This is a genomic window from Intestinibacillus sp. NTUH-41-i26 (assembly GCF_032769475.1).
In the GTDB taxonomy this organism is placed as follows: domain Bacteria; phylum Bacillota; class Clostridia; order Oscillospirales; family Butyricicoccaceae; genus Agathobaculum; species Agathobaculum ammoniilyticum.
The window spans coordinates 700583-720075 of the sequence record NZ_CP136477.1 but is presented as its reverse complement, the minus strand read 5'-3'; the positions used below and the strand labels follow the sequence as shown (position 1 = coordinate 720075).

The window sequence follows — 19493 nt, the reverse complement described above, 5'->3', positions numbered from 1 at the left end:
ACAACAACCTTTGCAATTGTCAAATCCGCCTTACCGGCGGATTTTTTTATAAAAATGTGCATCTTACTCATTTCGAGTAAAATGAAATTGTTTATTTTATATCAATTTTGACGCGATCATTTTTTCTATAATTAATAATTCCTTATCTTTGTTACAAGTAATGATAACATTTCGTAATTTTTACCAGCGCAATAATTTACTTTTTATGTGCATTTTCAATCGCAAAAAATTTATCCGGATAGCACGCCAGTCTGTGGTATCCCGCACCCTTCGGCACCTCTTCCCCGCCGCCTTTATTGTGTATTTTGCATATAAATCTCAATATCTTATTAGGCATTTGCGTCATTGTTAACATCCCACTTAACAAAACCAATGTATTTTGGAAATAGACAGCGCCTACTTGATACGCTATCGTTAAATTATAATCAATGCAAAATCCAGCCTGCCGCAAGGCAAAAGGAGGCACAACTCTTGAGTACTTCGACGATAGCACTGATCATTTTGGTCGTTACGATCATTTTGTTTGCATCCGGCAAGGTTCCCCTCTCCGTGACCGCGGTCGGCGCCGCGCTTGCGATGGGCATATGCGGCGTGATCCCGTTTACCAGTGCATTTGCCGGCTTTGCCAGCGATGTCACGATGATGGTGATCGGCTCCATGATCATCGGCGAGGCTCTGTTTGAAACCGGAGTCGCACAAAAGATCGGAACCTCCATCATCCGAATGGTGGGCATACGGGAAAAGCTGTTTATCGTGGTATGCGTCGTCGTCTCCGCCATACTCTCCGCTTTTCTCAGCAACACCGCGGTCGTCGCAATGATGCTGCCGGTTGTTTCCGCAACAGCGGCCAGTTCGCGCGGCGCTATTTCGCGTAAAAACAGCTTTATGGCCATCGGCTTTGCAGCCAATGTAGGCGGCGGCATGACGCTGGTCGGCTCCACGCCCAACGTGATTGGCCAAGGTATTTTGGCTGATGCGGGTCTGGAAACCATGGGCTTTTTCGACCTGACTTGGGGCAGCATCCCCCGCCTACTTTTTATCATCCTGTTCTATGCAACCATCGGTTACGCCCTGCAAAAGCGGGTTTTCGATTTCGAGGAAAAATACGACCTTGCGCAGGACGCGCAAGAAGAGGAGGAGCAGGCCCAGTACAGCACCGTGAAAATGATTATTTCCTCTGCCATCCTGATCCTTACGGTTATCGGCTTTGTCGTCGGTATCTGGACGGTTGGCGCGGTTGCTATGGTCGCGGGTCTGGCCTGTATCCTGACCGGCTGCATCTCGGTCAAGCAGGTATTCGCCCGCCTCGACTGGACGACCGTATGGGTCCTGGCCGGCTCGCTCGGCTTTGCCGCAGGTATTTCGGAAAGCGGAGCCGGCAAGCTGATTGCGGACACGGTGATCGGCTGGATGGGCGGCAATATCAGCATGTTCAAGCTGCTCATTATCTTCACCATCCTGAGCGTTATCATGAGCAACGTGATGTCTTCGACCGCTTCCATGGCTATGCTTGGCCCGATCGCGCTTTCCATGTGCGCTTCTCTGGGCTATGCAGCCAAACCGGTCATCATGGCGATCATCTGGAGCCTGAATCTTGCGTTCCTGACGCCGATTGCGACACCGCCGGTTACCATGACGCTGCAGGGCGGTTACCGCTTTTTGGACTACACCAAGATCGGCACCCCGTTACTGATCGGCTGTCTCATCCTTACCATCGCCAGCTACCCCTTTGTTTTCCAGCTGTAACCCGTTCGAGACGAACAGCACCACTCGTACCAAATCAGGATATGGACGCCTGTTGGGAATAAAACACATGCTTTAGGAGGAACACGACTATGATGACCGATTATGATTTCATGCTGAATGAAGACCAGATCGAGCTGCGCAATTTGGTCCGCGAGTTTGCGGAAAAAGAGGTACGGCCCACCTGCCGCATCGCGGAGAAAGACGCCATCGTACCCGAGGATCTCGTCAAGACCGCTTATGAAATGGGTCTTCATCTGGTCACCGTTCCCGAGGAGTACGGCGGACTGGGACTGGATAACTTTACATACGCCGTCATCCGCGAGGAACTCGCACGCGGCGACGCCGGTTTCGCCTCCCGCGTATTTGGTTTCGGCTTCGAGCCGCTCAATATCGCCGGTACGGAGGAGCAGAAAAAGTGGGCTGCGGATATCATGGTCAACGGCGGCATCATGGCGTTCGGCCTGACCGAAAGCGTATCCGGCTCTAATGCCGGCGCTATGGTCACGACCGCGCGCAAGGTTGGCGACGATTATGTGATCAACGGCGGCAAGACCTTTATCACCAACGGCGATTGCGCCGATCTCATCACCATCTTCGCCGTTACCGACAAGGAAAAAGGGACAAAGGGCGGCATCACCGCATTCCTGCTTCCCAAGGACACACCGGGCTTCACAGTGGGCGAGCATGAGGATAAAATGGGTATCCGCTGCGTCCATACCAACTCGCTGTTCTTTGACGACATGGTACTCCCGTCCAAGTACCGTCTGGGCGAAGAGGGCCAGGGCTATCAGATTGCCATGAAGATCCTCGACAACTCCCGCCCCTGCACCGCAGCCTCCGCAGTCGGGATTGCACAGGCCGCGCTGGACGAAGCGGTTCCTTATGCTAAGGAGCGCGTCGTTTTCGGCAAGCCGATCTGGAAGCATGAGGGGATCGGTTTCCTGCTCGCGGATATGGAAATCCAGACGCAGGCCGCCCGTCAGATGGTTTGGGGCGCCTGCAAGTCGGCGGACGCCGGCATCATCAACAAAAAGCTGATCGCCTCCGCCAAATGCTTTGCGGGCGATACCGCGGTATTCGTTACCACCAACGCGGTGCAGGTGCTCGGCGGCAACGGCTATTCCCGTGAGTATCCGGTGGAAAAGCTGATGCGCGACGCAAAGATCTATCAGATCTTTGAGGGTACCAACCAGATCCAGCGTGTCGTTATTTCCGGCCAGCTCTGCCGATAAAAACGCTTATACCTCCCATTCCAGTTGCCCGCCGCATACTTCCGGCGGGCAACTGGAGCAATGCTTTGCCGATTCTCCGTGGGAAACAGACATTTGTATTGGAGGCATAACATGGAGTCTGTACTTACAACAGTAAAAAGGGGACGGATCGCGATTTTTACTCTCAACCGTCCGGAAAAGTATAACGCACTCAACCCCGCACTTATTCAGGCGCTGGAAGAGGCTATGCTGGACTTTATGGAAGACCCCGACCTATACGTCGGTATCCTGACTGGCGCGGGCGGCAAGGCTTTTTGTTCCGGCGCGGACGTGACCGAATGGCTCCCGTTCGTCAAGGCCACGGCAGACCGTCCATGGCGCATCCCCCGAACGCCGATGCGCGGACTGTATGTTACGAAACCGTTGATCGCTGCGGTTAACGGCCTTGCTTATGGCGGAGGCGGCGAACTGGCGCTCGCCTGCGACCTGCGCATTGCCGCCGAGCATGCATCGTTCCGCTGGCCGGAGCCGTCGCTCGGGCTGCTGCCCCGCTTTGGCGGGACACAACGCCTGCCGCGCATCATCGGCTATGGAAGGGCCATGCAGATTCTGCTCACCAATGAAAAGGTCGATGCGCAGACCGCGCTTCAGATCGGTCTGGTGAACCAGGTCGTCCCCGCAGAGCAGCTGCTTGACGCTGCGCTGCAGGCTGCGGAAAAGATCTGCCAGCTGGCGCCCCTGGCGGTCAGAAGCATCAAACAATGCCTGTCGCAGGGCTATGACATGCCGCTGCGTGATGGGCTTGCGCTGGAAAACACGCTCGGTATGGCGCTTTACCAAACCGAGGATTATCTGGAGGGCGGCCGCGCGTTCCAGGAAAAGCGGCCGCCGCAATTTCAGGGTAAATAAAACAACTTCATTGGATTTGAAAGGAGCATATTTATGTCCAGACAGGCTTTGGAGGGTCTGAAGGTCGTTGAAGTGGGCAATATCGTGGCCGGCCCTTGGTGCGGCAGCATGCTGGCCGATTTCGGCGCGCGCGTAATCAAGGTCGAGCCGCCCAAGACCGGCGACCTGATGCGCGGCATGGGCCGCATCAAAAACCTGTGGTTCGCCGTCGAAGGCCGCAACAAGCAGAACGTTACCCTCAACCTTAAAACCGAACAGGGTAAAAAAATGCTTTGGCAGCTGATTGAGGACGCAGACGTCCTGATCGAAAACTTCCGCCCTGGCGTGTTCCGAAAGCTCGGCTTCACCTGGGAGGAAATCCACCGGCGCAACCCGCGCCTGATCTACACGGTCGCTTCCGGCTACGGCCAGACCGGCCCCTACGCTCCCCGCCCCGGCTTTGACCGCATGGGCCTTGCGCTCGGCGGCTTTCTGGAGGTCACCGGCTATCCGGATACGCCTCCGGTCAAGCCCGGCATCTCGGTCGCGGACTTCTATACTGCCATGTTCAGTTGCATGGCGGTCATGTTCGCGATCTACGACCGTGATGTCAACGGCTCCGGCGAGGGGCAGATGATCGACTGCGCGCTGACCGAGTCGGTCCTGCGGCTGCAGGAATCCATCATCGCGGAATACTCCTACGACGGTACCATCCGCACCCGTATTGGCAACGGCACAACTGTTACCGTCCCATCCGGCCACTTCCTTACCAAGGACGACAAGTATGTTGCCCTGTCCATCACAGGCGATAAGCTATACCGCGACTGCATGCACCAGATCGACCGCCAGGATCTGATCGACCATCCGGATTACCAGACCACGATCGACCGCGCGGCGCACCGTGAGGAGATCAACGCGGAATTTGCCAAGTGGGCGCGCGCCCATACACTGAAGGAATGCCTTGACATACTGGGCGAAGGTATCCCTGCCTGTCCGATCTACAACGTAGCCGATATTATGGAGGACCCGCAGTTCGCAGCACGCAACGATATCGTCGAGGTCGAAACCGAGCAGTTCGGCAAAATCAAGATGCAGAACGTTTGCCCCAAAATGCTGGGAACGCCGGGTGAAATCAAATGGCCCGGCCAGCCGCTCGGCAAATTCAACAAGGACGTATTCGGCGGATTGCTCGGTTATACGGATGAGCAACTCGCCAAGTTTGCGGAGGACGGGGTGATCTGATGTTTGCAGCCGGCATTGATATCGGTTCCACCGCTTCCAAGGCCGTCATTCTGGCAGCGGACGGCGGCATCGCGGCCAAGGCGATCGTCCCAATCGGCACGGGTACCGTTGGTCCGGCTCGCGTGTTCGCGCAGGCGCTGGAAAAGGCCGGCATCACGCGGGACGATATCCAATGGATTACTGCAACCGGATACGGCCGTTTCTCTTTCGAGGGGATTAACGATCAAAAAAGCGAACTGAGCTGCCATGCCAGAGGCATCGCCCACCTTCTGCCCGCTACCCGTACGATTGTGGATATCGGCGGGCAGGACATCAAGGTTATGCGCATAAACGGCAAGGGCATGCTGTTGAATTTCGTGATGAACGATAAATGCGCGGCGGGTACCGGACGTTTTCTCGACACCATGGCCAAGGTTCTCGACGTAGAGGTGACCGACCTGAGCGATCTCTCTTTCCAGGCGGACGAGGCGGCCGAAATCAGCAGCACCTGCACGGTTTTTGCCGAGTCCGAGGTCATCTCCAAGCTGGCCGCGAACATCAGGCTGGAAAACATTGTTTCCGGCATCCATAAATCCGTGGCGCGCCGCGTCGCATCCCTGGTGCAGCGCTGCGGAATCCAGCCGGAGGTCGCCATGAGCGGCGGCGTCGCACTTAACAAGGGGCTTGTTCATTCTCTGGAGGAGGAGATCAAGCACCCCATACAGGTTCATGAGGACTGTCAGCTCGCCGGTGCGCTCGGTGCCGCACTGTACGCGCTGGGCAGCATGCGGTCCGCCTGAACGCCATATTTTCATTCGCAGGAAAGGATGGAACCCCTATGAGCGAAACTACTGAAGTAAAAAAGCCAAAGCGCCCGCTTCCCAAATCCCGCGTAATGCTGAACGCGCTGGTTGACAGCATCTACCAAGCCGCTTGGGACGCCGAGGCCAAGGGCGAGCCGGTCGGCTGGTCCACCTCTATCTTTCCGCAGGAGCTGTGCGCCACGTTCGACGTACCTGTCCTGTATCCTGAAAATAACGCGGCCGGCGTAGCCGCACGCCATGACTCCCCCCGCTTTATCGCGACCTCGGAGGGAGAGCTGGGTTATTCCAACGATATCTGTTCTTACGCCCGCCTAAGTATCGGCATGGCGCACCAGATGGCCAACGACCCCAACTATGAGCCGCCCTCCGTGCAGCGCATGCCGCGTCCTACATTCCTGCTCTGCGCCACCAACAGCTGCTTTGAACTGCTTAAATGGTACGAATGCCTGTCGCGCGAGCTGGATATCCCGATCTTCATGCAGGACTGCCTGTTCAACTATACGGACGCCAAGCCCGCTAAACACTGGATCGCTTACGGCCGCAGCCAGATCGAGCACAACATCCACCGTATGGAGGAATTTTTCGGCAAGAAATTCGACTGGGATAAATTCCTTGAGTTGCAGAAGATCTCGGTCGAAAACGCGCGGCTGTTTGACGAGTGCGTCCTGATGAACGACCGTAACCCCGCTCCACTCAACGGCTTCGACCTGTTCAACTACATGGCGCCCATGGTCGTCGCGCGCAGCCGGCGTGAAACCACCGAGGTACTCCTGCAGCTCAAGCGCGAGATCCAGGAGCATATCGACAACGGAACCACTACTTTCGGCACCTCTCCCCAGGAGTACCGTGTCGACTGGGAGGGCATCGCCTGCTGGCCGAATCTTGGCTTTAACCTCAAGACCATGAAAAAGTATGGCGTCAACTGCGTTACAAACGGCTATGTCGGCGCCTGGAGCCTGCACTATACGCCGGGTAATCTGGATGAAATGGCCGAGCAGTATATGCTTTCCTCCACCAACGTCGTCAATACGACCACGATGATGGGCAAGCGCGCGGATGTCGCCAACCATTTCCAGTGCAACGGTATGTTCTGCCATATCAACCGCAGCTGCAAATTCATGACCTACCAGATGACCTGCGGGCGGGAGATCGTGGAGGAAAAATGCGGTATCCCCGTCGTGTTCTTCGACGGTGATCAGGCTGACCCAACGATTTTCAACGAAGCCCAGTTTGAAACCCGGCTGCAAAGCCTGGTGGATGTAATGAAAGCAAATAAGGAGGCGGAGCAGTAATGGCTGACGTAAAAAACCTGCTGGCACAGTTTGACGACATCAGCAAAAATCCGCAGCGTCTGCTGAAAGAGTATCTCAATGCCGGCGACAAGGTGATCGCCTGTTTCCCCGTCTATACCCCCCAGCCGCTCGTCCTTGCGGCCGACATGGTGCCGATGGGTATTTGGGGCGGCCAATGCAACCCCCAGATAGCCGGCAAGTACGCCCCTATCTTTACCTGCTCCCTGCTGCGTTCATGCCTGGAGTTCGGTATGACCGGCGCGTATCGGGGCGTCTCCGCGGCGATCATGCCCATCATCTGCGATACGTTCCGCGGCATGAACTCCGCATGGCGCGCAGGCGTTAAGGACATTCGCCCGATCACCTTTATTTATCCACAGAACCGCAAGGATCCCGGCGCGCGTGATTTCCTCATTGAGGAGATCAAGACGGTACGCAGCGCCTTGGAGGAGATCTCCGGCAAGGAAATCACAAACGAAGCCTTGCAGAACGCCATCGCGCTGTGCAACAAACGAAACGCTGTCATGCGGGCCTTCTGCGAAGCGGCGAACGACCATCTCGACCTCATCCGGCCGGCCGACCGCCACCATGTCATGAAAGCCGCCACGTTCCTGCGTCCGGAAAAAACCATTGAAATGGTTTCTGCACTGACCGAGGCGCTCGCCGCTGAGCCGGTCTGCGACTGGAAGGGTAAAAAAGTCATCCTCACCGGCATCACCTGCGAGCCGGACGAGGTACTCGGCTACTTTGCCGACAACAACGTCGCCGTGGTCGGCGACGACCTGGCGCAGGAATCCCGTCAGTACCGCAGCGACTATCCCGCGGCCAACTCCGCAATCGAAAGCCTTGCGCTGCACTGGTTTGCCATTTACGGCTGTTCGACTGCCCACGACGATAACAATACTGCGCGCGGCCAAATGCTTGTCAAGCTGGCAAAGGACAGTGGCGCGGACTGTGTCGTGCTGTGCATGATGCGCTTTTGCGAAATCGAAGAATACGACCAGCCATCGGTAATTGACACTGTGACGCGCGCGGGGCTTATGAGCTTCAGCATCGACATCGACCAAAGCACTACGGAAAGCGGCCAGGCGCTGACCAAGATACAGGCATTTGCAGAAAACTGATTGCCTGTGTTTCATTCATTAAACCAAACAGGAGGAACACCATGAACATTTTAGTATGTATCAAGCAGGTACCGGATACAACGGAGATCAAGATCGATCCGGTGAAGAATACGCTGATTCGGGAGGGCGTGCCGTCGATCGTGAACCCGTTCGACGGCTATGCCCTGGAAGCGGCGGCGCGGATCAAGGACAAGGATCCGAATACGCGGATTGTCGTGCTGTCCATGGGTCCCGAGCAGGCCAAGGCAGCGCTCAAGGAATGCCTGGCCATCGCAGCGGACAAGGCGTATCTTGTATCTGACCGCGCGTTCGGCGGCTCGGACACGCTTGCTACCAGCTATATCATTTCCGAGACGATCAAAAAGGTGGAGGAGCTTGAGGGCAAGTTCGATGCGATCTTCTGCGGTAAGCAGGCGATCGACGGCGACACCGCGCAGGTCGGTCCGGAAATCGCAGAGCATCTGGATTATCCGCAGGTCACCTACGGCCTGGAGGCTGCGGCTGGGGACGGACGCATCCGCGTCAACAAGGAAGTTGAGGAAGGCGTGGAGGTCGTAGAGGTGCAGACGCCGTGCGTAGTTACCTTTACCAAGCCCGCTTGGGACCCGCGTTATCCCACGATCAAGCGCAAAATGGCGGCCAACCGCGCGGACATTCCGACGCTGACCGCCGCTGACCTGCCCACCATCGACCTGGCGCACGCCGGTCTGAAAGGCTCGCCCACCAAGGTGAAAAAGACCTTTGTGCCGCAGAAAAAAACGGGCGGCGTCAAGATCAAGGAAGAAACCGCGGCGGATTCGGCTGTCAAGCTGTTCCAGCTGCTCAGCGACGCGAGCGTCATTTAAGGGAGGCAGGAGAACCATGGAAGCAAAAACGAAAGACCTTTGGGTATTTGTGGAGACAAACGGCGACGGTTCGGCAAAGAACGTCGGCATTGAATTATTGACCCCCGGCCGCATGATGGCGGATAAGCAGGGCGGCGCTCTGGTCGCCATTGTGATCGGCGATCATGTATCGGCTGCGGTCGAGGCGGCGTCCACGCACGGTGCGGATCAGGTCATTGTCGTCGAAGGTGCGGAATACGGACATTACAGCACGGACGCTTATGCTATCGCGCTGTGCGCGCTCGTGGAGAAATACGGCCCGACAAGCATGCTGATCGGCGCGACCAATAACGGCCGCGACCTTGGCCCGCGCGTATCCTGCCGCCTCAGGACCGGTCTGACCGCGGACTGCACCGCGCTGGATATTGATGAAGAAAGCGGCAATGTCGCCTGGACTCGCCCTGCATTCGGCGGCAACCTGATGGCGACCATCCTCTGCCCCGACCACCGGCCGCAGATCGGCACAGTTCGCCCGGGCGTCTTCAAGAAGTGCGAGGAGACCGCGGCAAAGGCTCAGGTTATCCGCGAGGATATCCATGTGGAAGAAAAGGACATCCGCACCAAGGTGATCGAGCTGCTGCGAGACATGGACGAAGAGAACGTCGATCTGGAGGGCGCGGAGATCATCGTATCCGGCGGCCGCGGCGTCGGCGGTCCGGAGGGCTTCGAGCCGGTGCGCGCGCTGGCCAAAGCGCTCGGCGCAACGGTCGGCGCCTCCCGTGCGGCGGTGGATTCCGGCTGGATCAGCCATGCCCACCAGGTCGGGCAGACCGGCAAAACCGTCGGTCCCAAGCTGTACATCGCCTGCGGCATTTCGGGTGCAATTCAGCATCTGGCCGGCATGAGCGGTTCGGATGTGATCGTTGCCATCAACAAGGATCCGGACGCCCCGATCTTTGACGTGGCTGATTACGGCGTGGTTGGCAACTTGTTCGAGGTGCTCCCCGTACTGACCGAGGAGATCCAGAAAGCGCGCGGCTGACAAAACCGATACCTCCCTTGGAAAGCACGGACGCCGTGCGGCGCCTAAACGTACGGTGTAGCGCGCGTTTTCCATAGGGCGTTTGTAAACGCTCAGGGCATGGGGCCGCTGCCGGTGGTTTGGCGGCGGCCTCCTCTGCAACGAGAAAGGAGAACAGATATGAATTTTCATTTTACCGAAGACGAAAAGGATATCCTGAATATGCTGCACGATTTCGCGATCAAGGAGGTCGCGCCGATCGCCGCGGAAGTCGATGAAAACGAGCGTTTTCCCGAGGAAACCTGGCGCAAACTCGCGGAGATGGGTATGATGGGCGTGCCTTATCCGGAGGAATACGGCGGTGCCGGACTGTCCTATGTTTCCTACATCAGCGTTGCGGAAGAGCTTGCGAAATACTGCGCCACGACATCGGTCATGGTTTCCGCCCATACCTCGCTCTGCACCTGGCCGATCTATGCGTTTGGCACGGAAGAGCAGAAGCAGAAGTACCTTCCCGATCTCTGTTCGGGCGAAAAGCTGGGCGCATTCGGCCTGACCGAGCCGGGCGCCGGCACGGACGCCGCCATGCAAAAGACCACCGCCGAGGACAAGGGCGACCACTGGGTGCTTAACGGCACAAAGATATTCATTACTAACGCCGGCTTTGCGGATACTTTCGTCGTTTTCGCCATGACAGACAAATCGCTCGGCACCAAGGGCATCTCGGCGTTCATTGTGGAGCGTGAATTCCCCGGCTTCCGCGTGGGCGCGCATGAGAAGAAAATGGGCATCCGCGGCTCGTCCACCTGCGAGCTGATATTCGAAGACTGCATCGTACCCAAGGGGAACTTGCTGGGCGAAGTCGGAAAGGGCTTCAAGATCGCGATGATGACGCTGGACGGCGGACGCATCGGCATCGGTGCGCAGGCGCTCGGCATCGCCCAAGGCGCGATCGACGAATGCGTCAAGTATGTTAAAGAACGCGTGCAGTTCGGCAAGCGCCTGAGCCAGTTCCAGAACACGCAGTTCGAGCTGGCTGATATGCAGTGCAAGGTAGATGCGGCGCGGCTGCTGATCTATCGGGCAGCGCAGGCCAAGCAGGATGGCGAGCCCTACAGCCACCTTGCCGCGATGGGCAAGCTGTACGCTTCCGAGGCCGCCAGCGACGTTACCCGCCGCTGCCTGCAGCTCGTTGGCGGCTACGGCTATACCCGTGAATATCCTTTCGAGCGTTTCATGCGTGACGCCAAAATCACTGAAATCTACGAAGGCACCTCTGAGGTCCAAAAAATGGTCATCTCCGGTTGGATGGGTGTAAAGTAATCCCGCCTTTCGGAATGTAGCAAAAAACAGCGCCCCGCTCCACTGCGGTACTATGGTATCCGCAGCGAGCAGGGCGCTGTTTTTGATTCTTTTTATATCCGCCAGGTAATGCAGACCTCTCGGCAGGATACCGTTACCTTTTGTACCAGCACGTCGAGCACCGCCCGTTTCCCCTCGAAGCACAGGCTTTCCCATTGTGCCGCGCCATCCGGCGGCACCGCCTCTGTCTCCCGCCGGCCCGCCAGCCGCCGCCGGATCTCGGCTGCCTGTCCGGTCAAGGCGGCGGCGCGTTCGTTAATCAGGCACATGGCCTGTTCATTCGCCTGCGGGATGCGAGCGGCGAGCGCCTCCCGCTCGCTTTCCAGCTCCGCAAGACGGGCGCGCAGCGCGGCGAGTACCGTGTCCGCTTGCCGCTGCGGTTCGAGCGGCCCCAGCTCTGCCAGCCGCGCTCGCACCGCTTCTCCGGCTAGCCGCTCGACCGCATCCGCTTTGGGCAGCCCCGCGACGGTGCAGCCGTGCGCAGCATAGCGGTGCGAGCAGACCAGATAGCGGCTGCCGTTCGTCGCCCGCTTGACGGTCAGCGCATAGCCGCAGGACGCGCATTTGAGGCGTCCTGCCAGCCAAGTCCATTTTGCCTTGTTGCCCGCGGCGACCGGACGGTTGCCCATGCAGCGCCGGCGGCAGGCCAGCCAAACGTCCTCATCCACCAGGCCCTCATGCGGCGCGAGCAGCAGGCGCGCGGCCTCCGGATGGGTCTGCTTACGCTTCCCACTTTCCCCGGAAAACAAAAAGCAGCCGTTCCGGCCCGCAAACAGCTCCGGCTCGCTCAGCATCTCGGTGCCGGCCCGCTGGTAAAATTCATAAACGCCCTGCCCCGCGCGGACATAGACCGGATTGCGGATGGTCTCCCGCACGCGCTCCCGCGTCCACGGCCGCCCCCGCCGGTTTACAACGCCGTTTTCTTCCAGCAGGCGCAGCACATCCCCGATCGAATTTTTCCGGTCCGCGTATAGCGCGCAGATTAGGCGGATATGCTCCGCCTCCTCGGGCTGCGGCACATAGCGCCTGGTATGTACCCCGTCAAGCACGGCGTCCTCCAAAGCAAAGCCATACGGCACATGCCCGCCCATGAAAAAGCCGTGCTTCATGCGGGCGGCATAGGCATCCGCGACGCGCATCTGGATGGTTTCGCGCTCCAACTGCGCGAACACGATGCAGATGCTCAGCATGGCGCGCCCCATCGGCGTGGCGGTATCAAACTTCTCCGTACAGGAAACGAATTCCACGCCCAGGCGTTGGAACTCCTCTATCATGCCCGCAAAATCCAGGATGGAGCGGCTGATGCGGTCCAGCTTGTAGACAATCACCCGCGAGGCGCCGCCCTGCCGCAGCGCCTCCATCATGCGCCGGAATGCCGGCCGGTCGGTGTTTTTGCCGCTGTACCCCTTGTCGGAAAAGATCCGGCACGGTCCGCCCCTCGTCTCATACCGGCAATATTCGATCTGGCTCTCGATCGAAATGCTGTCCGCCTTGTCGACCGACTGGCGGCTGTAGATGAAGTCCACGCTATCCCTCCGCCCGCGCGTATTGCCGGAACACGGCGGCCAGCGCCCGCACGGCTGCCTGCCGCTCCTCCTCCGAAGCCTGCAGCGGACGGATATGGACGACCGCGAGCGCCTCCGCTTCCTGTTTTTCCATCATTTCCGCACCACCTCCGCCTCCACCTTATGCGGCGGGCAGGCGGGGTATGCACACAAGGTAAGGCTCTTGGTTCCCTCCCAGTGGCTTTGTCCCCCCGCATCCGCCATATGTGCAAAAACACGAATTGTTTTTTATTCATTTTCCACAACAATCTTGTTCATCCCGTCATTTTTGGACATAAAATCTTTTTTTCTGTCTCTCACAGTAATCGACAGGAGAAAAAAGCCGCAGTATGATACTGATACAAGAGGGGCGCACACCAAACGCACCGTCATTTTCCACAAAAAACGCAACGCCGTTTTTCCGAAAAGGACGGGTATCCCATAATGCCCGCCCCTTATGAACGCTTTCAGGCGGATTGGTTCCGTCTGGATGGCAAGGCCGCCACGATGACCCGCGCGAATTAAGGCCCCAGCATGACATTCGCCAGGGCAGGCGCGGCCTGTAAGCGAACTCCCCCGCATACGTTTCCGGAAATCGGTTTTACGGAGCGATGCCGTAAAACCGGTTTTCCGCTATCCGTGCTGCTGGGCGGCGCGGCAAACCGGATTTTGGAAAGGATTGATCTCGGCTATGCAGAATAAATATTACCCCCATTTGGCAAGCCCGCTGACCATCAAGGGGCTGACGTTCAAAAACCGGATCCTGGGCGCGCCGATGTCCAATCCGGAGATGGATCCGGACAGCCATATGCGCAAAGAGGACGTGGCGTTCCATGAAAACCGGGCGCGGGGCGGCCTGGCCAGCGTGGCCATCGGCCTGGGCATTGTGGACGCAGTGGGCCGCACGCACACCAAGGAGGTCGCGCTGTACGACGTAGGCTCGCTCCCTTCGCTCAAGGAGGCGGCCAAGGCTATGCACCGCCATGGCTGCAACGCGGTCATGGAGCTGGCGCACGGCGGCAAGTACGCTAACGCCCGAGGGCATGGGCAGGCAGCCGAGCGGTATGCGCTCGGCCCGAACGATGAAGTCAACCCAGACGGCCTGCCGGTGCGCAGTATGACCGAGGACGAGATCGTCCACACCGCCGAGGCTTTCGGCCGCGCGGCCGCGCTGGTCAAGCAGGCGGGCTTTGACATGGTGCTGATCCACGGCGGCCACGGCTGGCTGCTGGGGCAGTTTATGTCGCCGTCCATGAACCACCGCACCGACCGCTGGGGCGGCAGTCTGGAGAACCGCATGCGTTTCCCCCTGCTCGTGATCGAGAAAGTGCGCGAGGCGGTGGGCGACCAGTTCCCGATCGAATTCCGCATGAGCGGCGCTGAGTTGACCGAGGGCGGATACGGGCTGGACGAGGGCATTGCGATGGCCAAGGCCATCGACGGCAAGGTGGACATCATCCATGTTTCCGCCGGCGTACACGAGGACCCTGACGTGTTCGTACTGACCCATCCCTCAATGTTTGTCGAGCACGGCTGCAACGTCTACCTGGCTGAGGAGATCAAAAAGCATGTCAAAACGCCGGTAGCGACACTGGGCGGGCTGAACGATCCGGATATGATGGAGGAGATCATCGCTTCCGGCAAGGCGGACATCATCGAGATCGCCCGCCAGTCGATCTGCGACCCCTATTTTCCGGAAAAGGCGTTCTCCGGCCGCAAGGACGATATCACCCGCTGCTGCCGCTGCTTCACCTGCTTCTACAATTATCTGACCAACCGCACGTTCTGCTGTGCGTTCAACCCCATCGTCGGCCGCGAGATGGAGAGCTTTTACGGCGCGCCAGCGACAACGCCCAAAAAGGTCGTGGTCGTCGGCGGAGGCCCAGGCGGGATGTACGCCGCCATCACGGCTGCCCAGCGCGGCCACACGGTCACGCTGTATGAGAAAAACAGCCGTCTGGGCGGGCAATTGCTCTCCGAGCAGTACATCCCGTTCAAGCAGGACATGTACCGCTTCGTGCAGGTGCTCGAGGGCCGGCTGCGCGAAGCAGGCGTGGATGTGCGCCTGAACACCGCTCTGACCGCGGAACAGGCCGAGGCGCTGCAGGCCGACGTCATCCTCGCCGCCGTGGGCGCGAAGCCCATCGTGCCGCCCATCCCGGGCATCGACAGTACGAAGGTCGTTACCCTGGACGCGCTGCACCAGAAGGACCCTGCCATCGGTCAAAAGGTGGTCATCCTGGGCGGCGGTCTGGTGGGCAGCGAGTGCGCGATCTATCTGGACGGTCTGGGCAAGGACGTGACCATTGTGGAGATGAAGGACGACTGGGCTGCGGACTCCTACTTCATGCACAAGAACGCTATGAAGATCTATATGCGGAACAGCGGCATCCGCATCCATGTAAACACCACCGCAAAGGCCGTAACCGACGCCGGCCTGCTGTGCGACAGCCCGAACGGCGAAAGGCTGCTGGAAGCGGACACCATTCTGCTCGCCGCGGGCATGAAGGCTGACCGCGTGTGCGCGGAAAGCTTCTACAACGCCGCGCCGCGTGTGTTCGAGATCGGCGACTGCATCAGGGCCGGCCGCGTCGTGGACGCGGTCACGGACGGCTACTACCGCGCGCTCGATATTTGAACCGCCGCGCCTATCCCCGCATCCTTGGTCCGCGCCCCGCGGGCCTTTGGAAATTCCATTTTTATCCTGATACGAGGAGGACCACTCCATGAAAATCAAAGCTGCCGTTACCCACGCGCCCGGCGCGCCGTTCCAGATCGAGGAAGTCGAGCTGGCCGCCCCGCAGAAGCATGAAATCCTGGTGAAGATCACCGCCTGCGGCGTATGCCACACCGACGACGCAGCCCGCCAGCAGGTCATTCCGGTCCCACTGCCCGCAGTGCTCGGCCATGAAGGCTGCGGCGTCGTCGAGGCGGTCGGCCCCGAGGTCACGGAATTCCAGCCTGGGGACAAGGTGGGCATATCGTTCGGCTACTGCGGCCGCTGCCACAACTGCATGACCGCCCACCAGCACGCGTGCGAGAACTTCAACGCCATCAACTTCGGCGGCGTGCAGCCGGATGGCACGTCGCGCCTGTCTGCGCTGGATGGTACGCCGCTGGCTACGTTTTTCGGCCAGTCCTCGTTTGCGACTCATGTGGTCGTCAACGAAGCCAGCGCGGTCAAGGTGCAGTACGACGATATCGACCTTGCGCTCGTCGGGCCGATGGGATGCGGCATCCAGACCGGTGCAGGCGCTGTGCTCAACCGCCTGCGGCCGGAGTTCGGCTCGTCCATAGCGGTGTTTGGCTGCGGTACGGTCGGCATGAGTGCGATTATGGCTGCCAAGATCGCGGGCTGTGAAACGATTATTGCGGTAGGTGGCAACCCGAAGAGCCTGGAGCTGGCAAAAGAGCTGGGCGCGACCCACACCATCAACCGCAAGGAAGTCGACGACATCGTGGGTACAATCAAAAATGAAATCACAGATGGCGGTGTCAATTATGCCATCGACACGTCGGGCGTACCCGATTTTGTCAAGAAAGCCCTGGCGTCCTGCCGCTTCATGGGTACGGCGGTCGTGCTCGGCGCAACCGGCGACGTGACGTTCAACATCCAGGCCGAGCTGATGGGCGACGCCAAGAGCCTGATCGGCATTGTCGAGGGCGATGCCATTCCCAAACTGTTCATCCCCAAACTGCTCGACTACTACAAAAAGGGCATGTTCCCGTTTGATAAACTGATCAAGTTCTATCCGTTCGAGCAGATCAACGAAGCGTTTGAGGAGTCCGGCTCCGGCAAGTGCATCAAGGCGATCCTCCGTATGGACGCCTGACCGCTTTCCTCCATTATACAACACATCAAAAAAACGGTGCGGAATATAGTTCCGCACCGTTTTTGCGTTTATTTTTCCAGCAGTCCCTGCCCGACCAGGAATTCGTGCGCCACCTCGTCGACCGGCCGCCCCTCCACGTCCACCTCATAGGTCAGGCCGCTCATCAGCTCGTCGGTAAAGAGGCCGTTGAGCAGGCTGAGCGTGTCCTCCAGATCCGGCGCCTGCTCTCGAAAGCGCTCAAACACATCGTTCCGCGCCAGAATCGTGCCGTAATAGTCTGGGAAGAAATGGCGGTCATCCTCCAGAATGGTCAGCCCCGCGCGCTTGTTCAGCCCGTCGGTCGCGTAAACCACCATGACATCATACGCGCCCTGCTCGATCGCCTTGTATTTGAGCATAATATCGACATGCCGCACCTCCTTGAAATCCAGGTCGTAGAAATTCACGAACGGCCCGAACTTCATGCTGCCGGCATCGGTGAAAAAGTCCTGCTCCGCACCGAAGCGCAGCTCGCCCGCAACCGGCTGCAGGTCACTGATGGTGGCCACGCCGTACCGGTCCACCACGTCCTGCGTCACGCCGATGGCATAGGTGTTGTTGACGCCGATCTTGCCCATCAGCCGCACATCATATTTATCCTGCAGGCGCTCGTTTACAAAATCGTAGAGCGTCCGCCCCTCCGGTATATCCGCGGTATCCAGACCCATGATGGTCGTCAGGATGGTACCGTCCCAGTTGTACATTAGGTCGCAGCTGTGTCCGTCCCCAACCAGCTCGTCAAAATTGTTCTTGGAGGTCATCTGATCCTTGATCGTCACGGTCAGATCATACCGATCCTCGACCAATTGCTGAATCATGCTGTTGACGAGCTGCACCTCGGAAAATTCGCCCTGGTACAGCACCAGCCCGTCCGCGTCCTGCGGGATGAAATTCCACGCGCACAGCCCCAGCACGCAGACCGCCGCAGCCGCGGCCCCCAGCCGCCTGACCACCCGAAAGCGGTAAGCGGGCGCGGCCGCTGTGCGGCTGTTCATCCGGCGCTCCACAATGCCCATCAGGGTGTCGAGTACCAGCGCCATGAGCATAAGCACGCCCGTGCCGCCGAGGATCGCGTTCATATCATCTTGCCGGATGCCGGTGTTAATCACACCGCCCAGGCCGCCGCCCCCGACAAACGCAGCGAACACGGCCGTTCCCACTGCGTTGACCGCCGCGATGCGGATACCGGTGAAAATGATGGGGGCCGCCATGGGCATCTCCACATGAGCCAAGCGATACAGGCGCGTCATCCCCATCCCCTTTGCCGCTTCGACCAGGTAATCCGGAACCTGGTCCAGCCCCAAGCAGGTATTGCGCACAATGGGCAGCAGGGAATACAGCGCAAGCCCCGTGATGACGGTCGGCTTGCCCGCGCCCAGAAACACCATGATAATGCCGAGCAGGGCAAGCGCCGGCGTAGTCTGGATCAGGTCCACCACGCGCAGGATCACCCTGCGCGCAGCGGGATAAAAATAACATATTACACCCAGCGGCACGCCGGCCAGAATCGCGCACAGCAGAGAAGCGACGACAATGGAGATATGGTCGAGTATCATCACCGCGCTCATACGCCGCCGCCCCCTTTCCGCATGCCCTTGGGTACGACCATGCGCTGTAGCACGTCGATCAGGGAGCCGAGCAGAAATGCCAGCAGCGCGGCCGGTATGGCGCCCATCAGGATCAGGCCGTTGTCATTGGCGCTGATGCCGGTATAGATGAACTCGCCCAGCCCGCCTTGGCCGATCATTGCCGCCAGTACGGTCCAGCTTACGGTATAGATCGTGGACATGCGCAGGCCGCCGATGATGGTCGGCAGCGCCAACGGTATCTCGATCTTGTACAGCCGCTGCAGCGGCGTCATGCCGCAGCCACGGGCGGCCTCGATATACTGCGGGTCAACCGATACCAGACCCGCATAGGTGTTTTTGAGAATCGGGAACATTGCGTAGATCGACAGGGCAATCAGCACGGTCGCGGGCTGCATGCCCAGCCAGATAAAGAGCAGGCCGACGAACACAATGCCCGGCACCGTGTTGAATACGCTCAATACCGGCAGCACCACGCCGGACAGGCGGGGCCGGCGGGACAGCAGGATACCGAACGCAACGCCCAGCACAAAGCCGAAAAACACGGAAACCGCGGTGAAGCCCAAATGCGCCAGCAATGCGCGGGGAAGATCGTGGTAGGTCATATACTCACCCCCACAGCCGTTCCGCCATGGCCGACGCCATGCTGGTCTTGGTCACGATGCCAGCGACCGTTTTATCCGGCCGGAGCACGACCAGATACGGGCTGCCGCTTTCGATCAACTGGTCAAAGCAGGCCCGCGCGTTGTCCTCCGTCTGCACGACCGGCATGTTGCACCGGATCAGTGGAGCGATCGAATCCACCACATGTCCAGTCAGCCGGATATCCGTGATCGAAACCGTACCTAGGTATTTGCCTGCTTCGTCCACAACGAGCAGCGTATCCACGTTGCGGCGCTGCATCCGGCTGATACATTCGTTGACGCCGCGCCCCTGCTCGACCGTATAAACGCCTGTGCGCATAAACTCCTATTACAA

17 protein-coding genes are annotated in these 19493 nt (G+C 58.9%); 12 read left to right on the top strand and 5 right to left on the bottom strand.

The features are described 5' to 3' along the window. Positions 1-471 precede the first annotated feature (471 nt). The 10 genes from RX717_RS03515 (at position 472) to RX717_RS03470 (ending at position 11474) form a co-directional block, all read left to right on the top strand. Positions 472-1746, top strand: coding sequence for an SLC13 family permease (locus RX717_RS03515; protein WP_159068071.1), 1275 nt, complete (start codon positions 472-474; stop codon positions 1744-1746). An 89-nt stretch (positions 1747-1835) separates the two neighbouring features. After that, complete coding sequence (locus RX717_RS03510; RefSeq protein ID WP_054327911.1) at positions 1836-2978, top strand: acyl-CoA dehydrogenase family protein; 1143 nt, start codon at positions 1836-1838, stop codon at positions 2976-2978. A 111-nt stretch (positions 2979-3089) separates the two neighbouring features. After that, on the top strand, positions 3090-3866 hold the full coding sequence (locus RX717_RS03505) for an enoyl-CoA hydratase/isomerase family protein (RefSeq protein ID WP_054327912.1): 777 nt from the start codon (positions 3090-3092) through the stop codon (positions 3864-3866). 33 nt (positions 3867-3899) lie between these two features. Beyond that, complete coding sequence (locus tag RX717_RS03500; protein WP_107630945.1) at positions 3900-5087, top strand: CaiB/BaiF CoA transferase family protein; 1188 nt, start codon at positions 3900-3902, stop codon at positions 5085-5087. Further along, complete coding sequence (locus tag RX717_RS03495; RefSeq protein WP_054327915.1) at positions 5087-5866, top strand: acyl-CoA dehydratase activase; 780 nt, start codon at positions 5087-5089, stop codon at positions 5864-5866. Before RX717_RS03500 ends, RX717_RS03495 begins: the two co-directional genes overlap by 1 nt. 38 nt (positions 5867-5904) lie before the next feature. Further along, entirely contained in the window at positions 5905-7182 is a 1278-nt protein-coding gene (locus tag RX717_RS03490) for a 2-hydroxyacyl-CoA dehydratase subunit D (RefSeq protein ID WP_054327916.1), read from the top strand. Further along, entirely contained in the window at positions 7182-8306 is a 1125-nt protein-coding gene (locus RX717_RS03485) for a 2-hydroxyacyl-CoA dehydratase subunit D (RefSeq protein WP_107630946.1), read from the top strand. The genes RX717_RS03490 and RX717_RS03485 overlap by 1 nt, the downstream gene beginning before the upstream one ends. 41 nt (positions 8307-8347) lie before the next feature. Continuing rightward, positions 8348-9151, top strand: a complete 804-nt coding sequence (locus RX717_RS03480; protein WP_054327919.1) for an electron transfer flavoprotein subunit beta/FixA family protein — start codon at positions 8348-8350, stop codon at positions 9149-9151. 16 nt (positions 9152-9167) lie between these two features. Then, complete coding sequence (locus RX717_RS03475; RefSeq protein WP_054327920.1) at positions 9168-10172, top strand: electron transfer flavoprotein subunit alpha/FixB family protein; 1005 nt, start codon at positions 9168-9170, stop codon at positions 10170-10172. Positions 10173-10331: 159 nt separating this feature from the next. After that, positions 10332-11474: an acyl-CoA dehydrogenase gene (locus tag RX717_RS03470; protein ID WP_107630947.1), complete on the top strand. Its 1143-nt coding sequence runs from the start codon at positions 10332-10334 to the stop codon at positions 11472-11474. A gap of 92 nt (positions 11475-11566) precedes the next feature. On the opposite strand, the gene RX717_RS03465 is transcribed toward RX717_RS03470, so the two are convergent. Both RX717_RS03465 and RX717_RS03460 read right to left on the bottom strand, forming a co-directional pair. Continuing rightward, complete coding sequence (locus RX717_RS03465) at positions 11567-13039, bottom strand: recombinase family protein (protein WP_107630948.1); 1473 nt, start codon at positions 13037-13039, stop codon at positions 11567-11569. A 1-nt stretch (position 13040) separates the two neighbouring features. Next, the gene (locus RX717_RS03460) at positions 13041-13175 is read right to left on the bottom strand and encodes a hypothetical protein (protein ID WP_256435212.1); all 135 of its coding nucleotides are present in this window, start codon (positions 13173-13175) and stop codon (positions 13041-13043) included. Positions 13176-13748: 573 nt separating this feature from the next. On the opposite strand from RX717_RS03460, the gene RX717_RS03455 reads away from it, so the two are divergent. Together RX717_RS03455 and RX717_RS03450 are read left to right on the top strand one after the other, a co-directional pair. After that, positions 13749-15695 (top strand): oxidoreductase, encoded by a 1947-nt coding sequence (locus RX717_RS03455; RefSeq protein ID WP_107631097.1) that lies wholly within the window; start codon positions 13749-13751, stop codon positions 15693-15695. An 88-nt stretch (positions 15696-15783) separates the two neighbouring features. Beyond that, positions 15784-16890: an NAD(P)-dependent alcohol dehydrogenase gene (locus tag RX717_RS03450; protein WP_316960553.1), complete on the top strand. Its 1107-nt coding sequence runs from the start codon at positions 15784-15786 to the stop codon at positions 16888-16890. 68 nt (positions 16891-16958) lie between these two features. Here the strand turns inward: RX717_RS03450 and RX717_RS03445 are convergent, their stop codons facing one another. The 3 genes from RX717_RS03445 to RX717_RS03435 are packed head-to-tail and all read right to left on the bottom strand — an operon-like array spanning position 16959 to position 19478. Continuing rightward, entirely contained in the window at positions 16959-18497 is a 1539-nt protein-coding gene (locus RX717_RS03445; protein WP_242977833.1) for a glycine betaine ABC transporter substrate-binding protein, read from the bottom strand. After that, positions 18494-19120 carry an ABC transporter permease gene (locus RX717_RS03440; protein ID WP_054328561.1) on the bottom strand — a complete coding sequence of 209 codons (627 nt, stop codon included), beginning with the start codon at positions 19118-19120 and terminating at the stop codon, positions 18494-18496. Before RX717_RS03440 ends, RX717_RS03445 begins: the two co-directional genes overlap by 4 nt. Before the next feature lie 4 nt (positions 19121-19124). Next, complete coding sequence (locus RX717_RS03435) at positions 19125-19478, bottom strand: CBS domain-containing protein (RefSeq protein ID WP_082397435.1); 354 nt, start codon at positions 19476-19478, stop codon at positions 19125-19127. Positions 19479-19493 lie beyond the last annotated feature (15 nt).

Coding starts and splice junctions, on each gene's coding strand:
- RX717_RS03510 (WP_054327911.1), top strand. CDS start 1,836: ATGATGACCGATTATGATTTCATGCTGAATGAAGACCAGATCGAGCTG.
- RX717_RS03505 (WP_054327912.1), top strand. CDS start 3,090: ATGGAGTCTGTACTTACAACAGTAAAAAGGGGACGGATCGCGATTTTT.
- RX717_RS03500 (WP_107630945.1), top strand. CDS start 3,900: ATGTCCAGACAGGCTTTGGAGGGTCTGAAGGTCGTTGAAGTGGGCAAT.
- RX717_RS03495 (WP_054327915.1), top strand. CDS start 5,087: ATGTTTGCAGCCGGCATTGATATCGGTTCCACCGCTTCCAAGGCCGTC.
- RX717_RS03490 (WP_054327916.1), top strand. CDS start 5,905: ATGAGCGAAACTACTGAAGTAAAAAAGCCAAAGCGCCCGCTTCCCAAA.
- RX717_RS03485 (WP_107630946.1), top strand. CDS start 7,182: ATGGCTGACGTAAAAAACCTGCTGGCACAGTTTGACGACATCAGCAAA.
- RX717_RS03480 (WP_054327919.1), top strand. CDS start 8,348: ATGAACATTTTAGTATGTATCAAGCAGGTACCGGATACAACGGAGATC.
- RX717_RS03475 (WP_054327920.1), top strand. CDS start 9,168: ATGGAAGCAAAAACGAAAGACCTTTGGGTATTTGTGGAGACAAACGGC.
- RX717_RS03470 (WP_107630947.1), top strand. CDS start 10,332: ATGAATTTTCATTTTACCGAAGACGAAAAGGATATCCTGAATATGCTG.
- RX717_RS03460 (WP_256435212.1), bottom strand. CDS start 13,175: ATGATGGAAAAACAGGAAGCGGAGGCGCTCGCGGTCGTCCATATCCGT.
- RX717_RS03455 (WP_107631097.1), top strand. CDS start 13,749: ATGCAGAATAAATATTACCCCCATTTGGCAAGCCCGCTGACCATCAAG.
- RX717_RS03450 (WP_316960553.1), top strand. CDS start 15,784: ATGAAAATCAAAGCTGCCGTTACCCACGCGCCCGGCGCGCCGTTCCAG.
- RX717_RS03445 (WP_242977833.1), bottom strand. CDS start 18,497: ATGAGCGCGGTGATGATACTCGACCATATCTCCATTGTCGTCGCTTCT.
- RX717_RS03440 (WP_054328561.1), bottom strand. CDS start 19,120: ATGACCTACCACGATCTTCCCCGCGCATTGCTGGCGCATTTGGGCTTC.
- RX717_RS03435 (WP_082397435.1), bottom strand. CDS start 19,478: ATGCGCACAGGCGTTTATACGGTCGAGCAGGGGCGCGGCGTCAACGAA.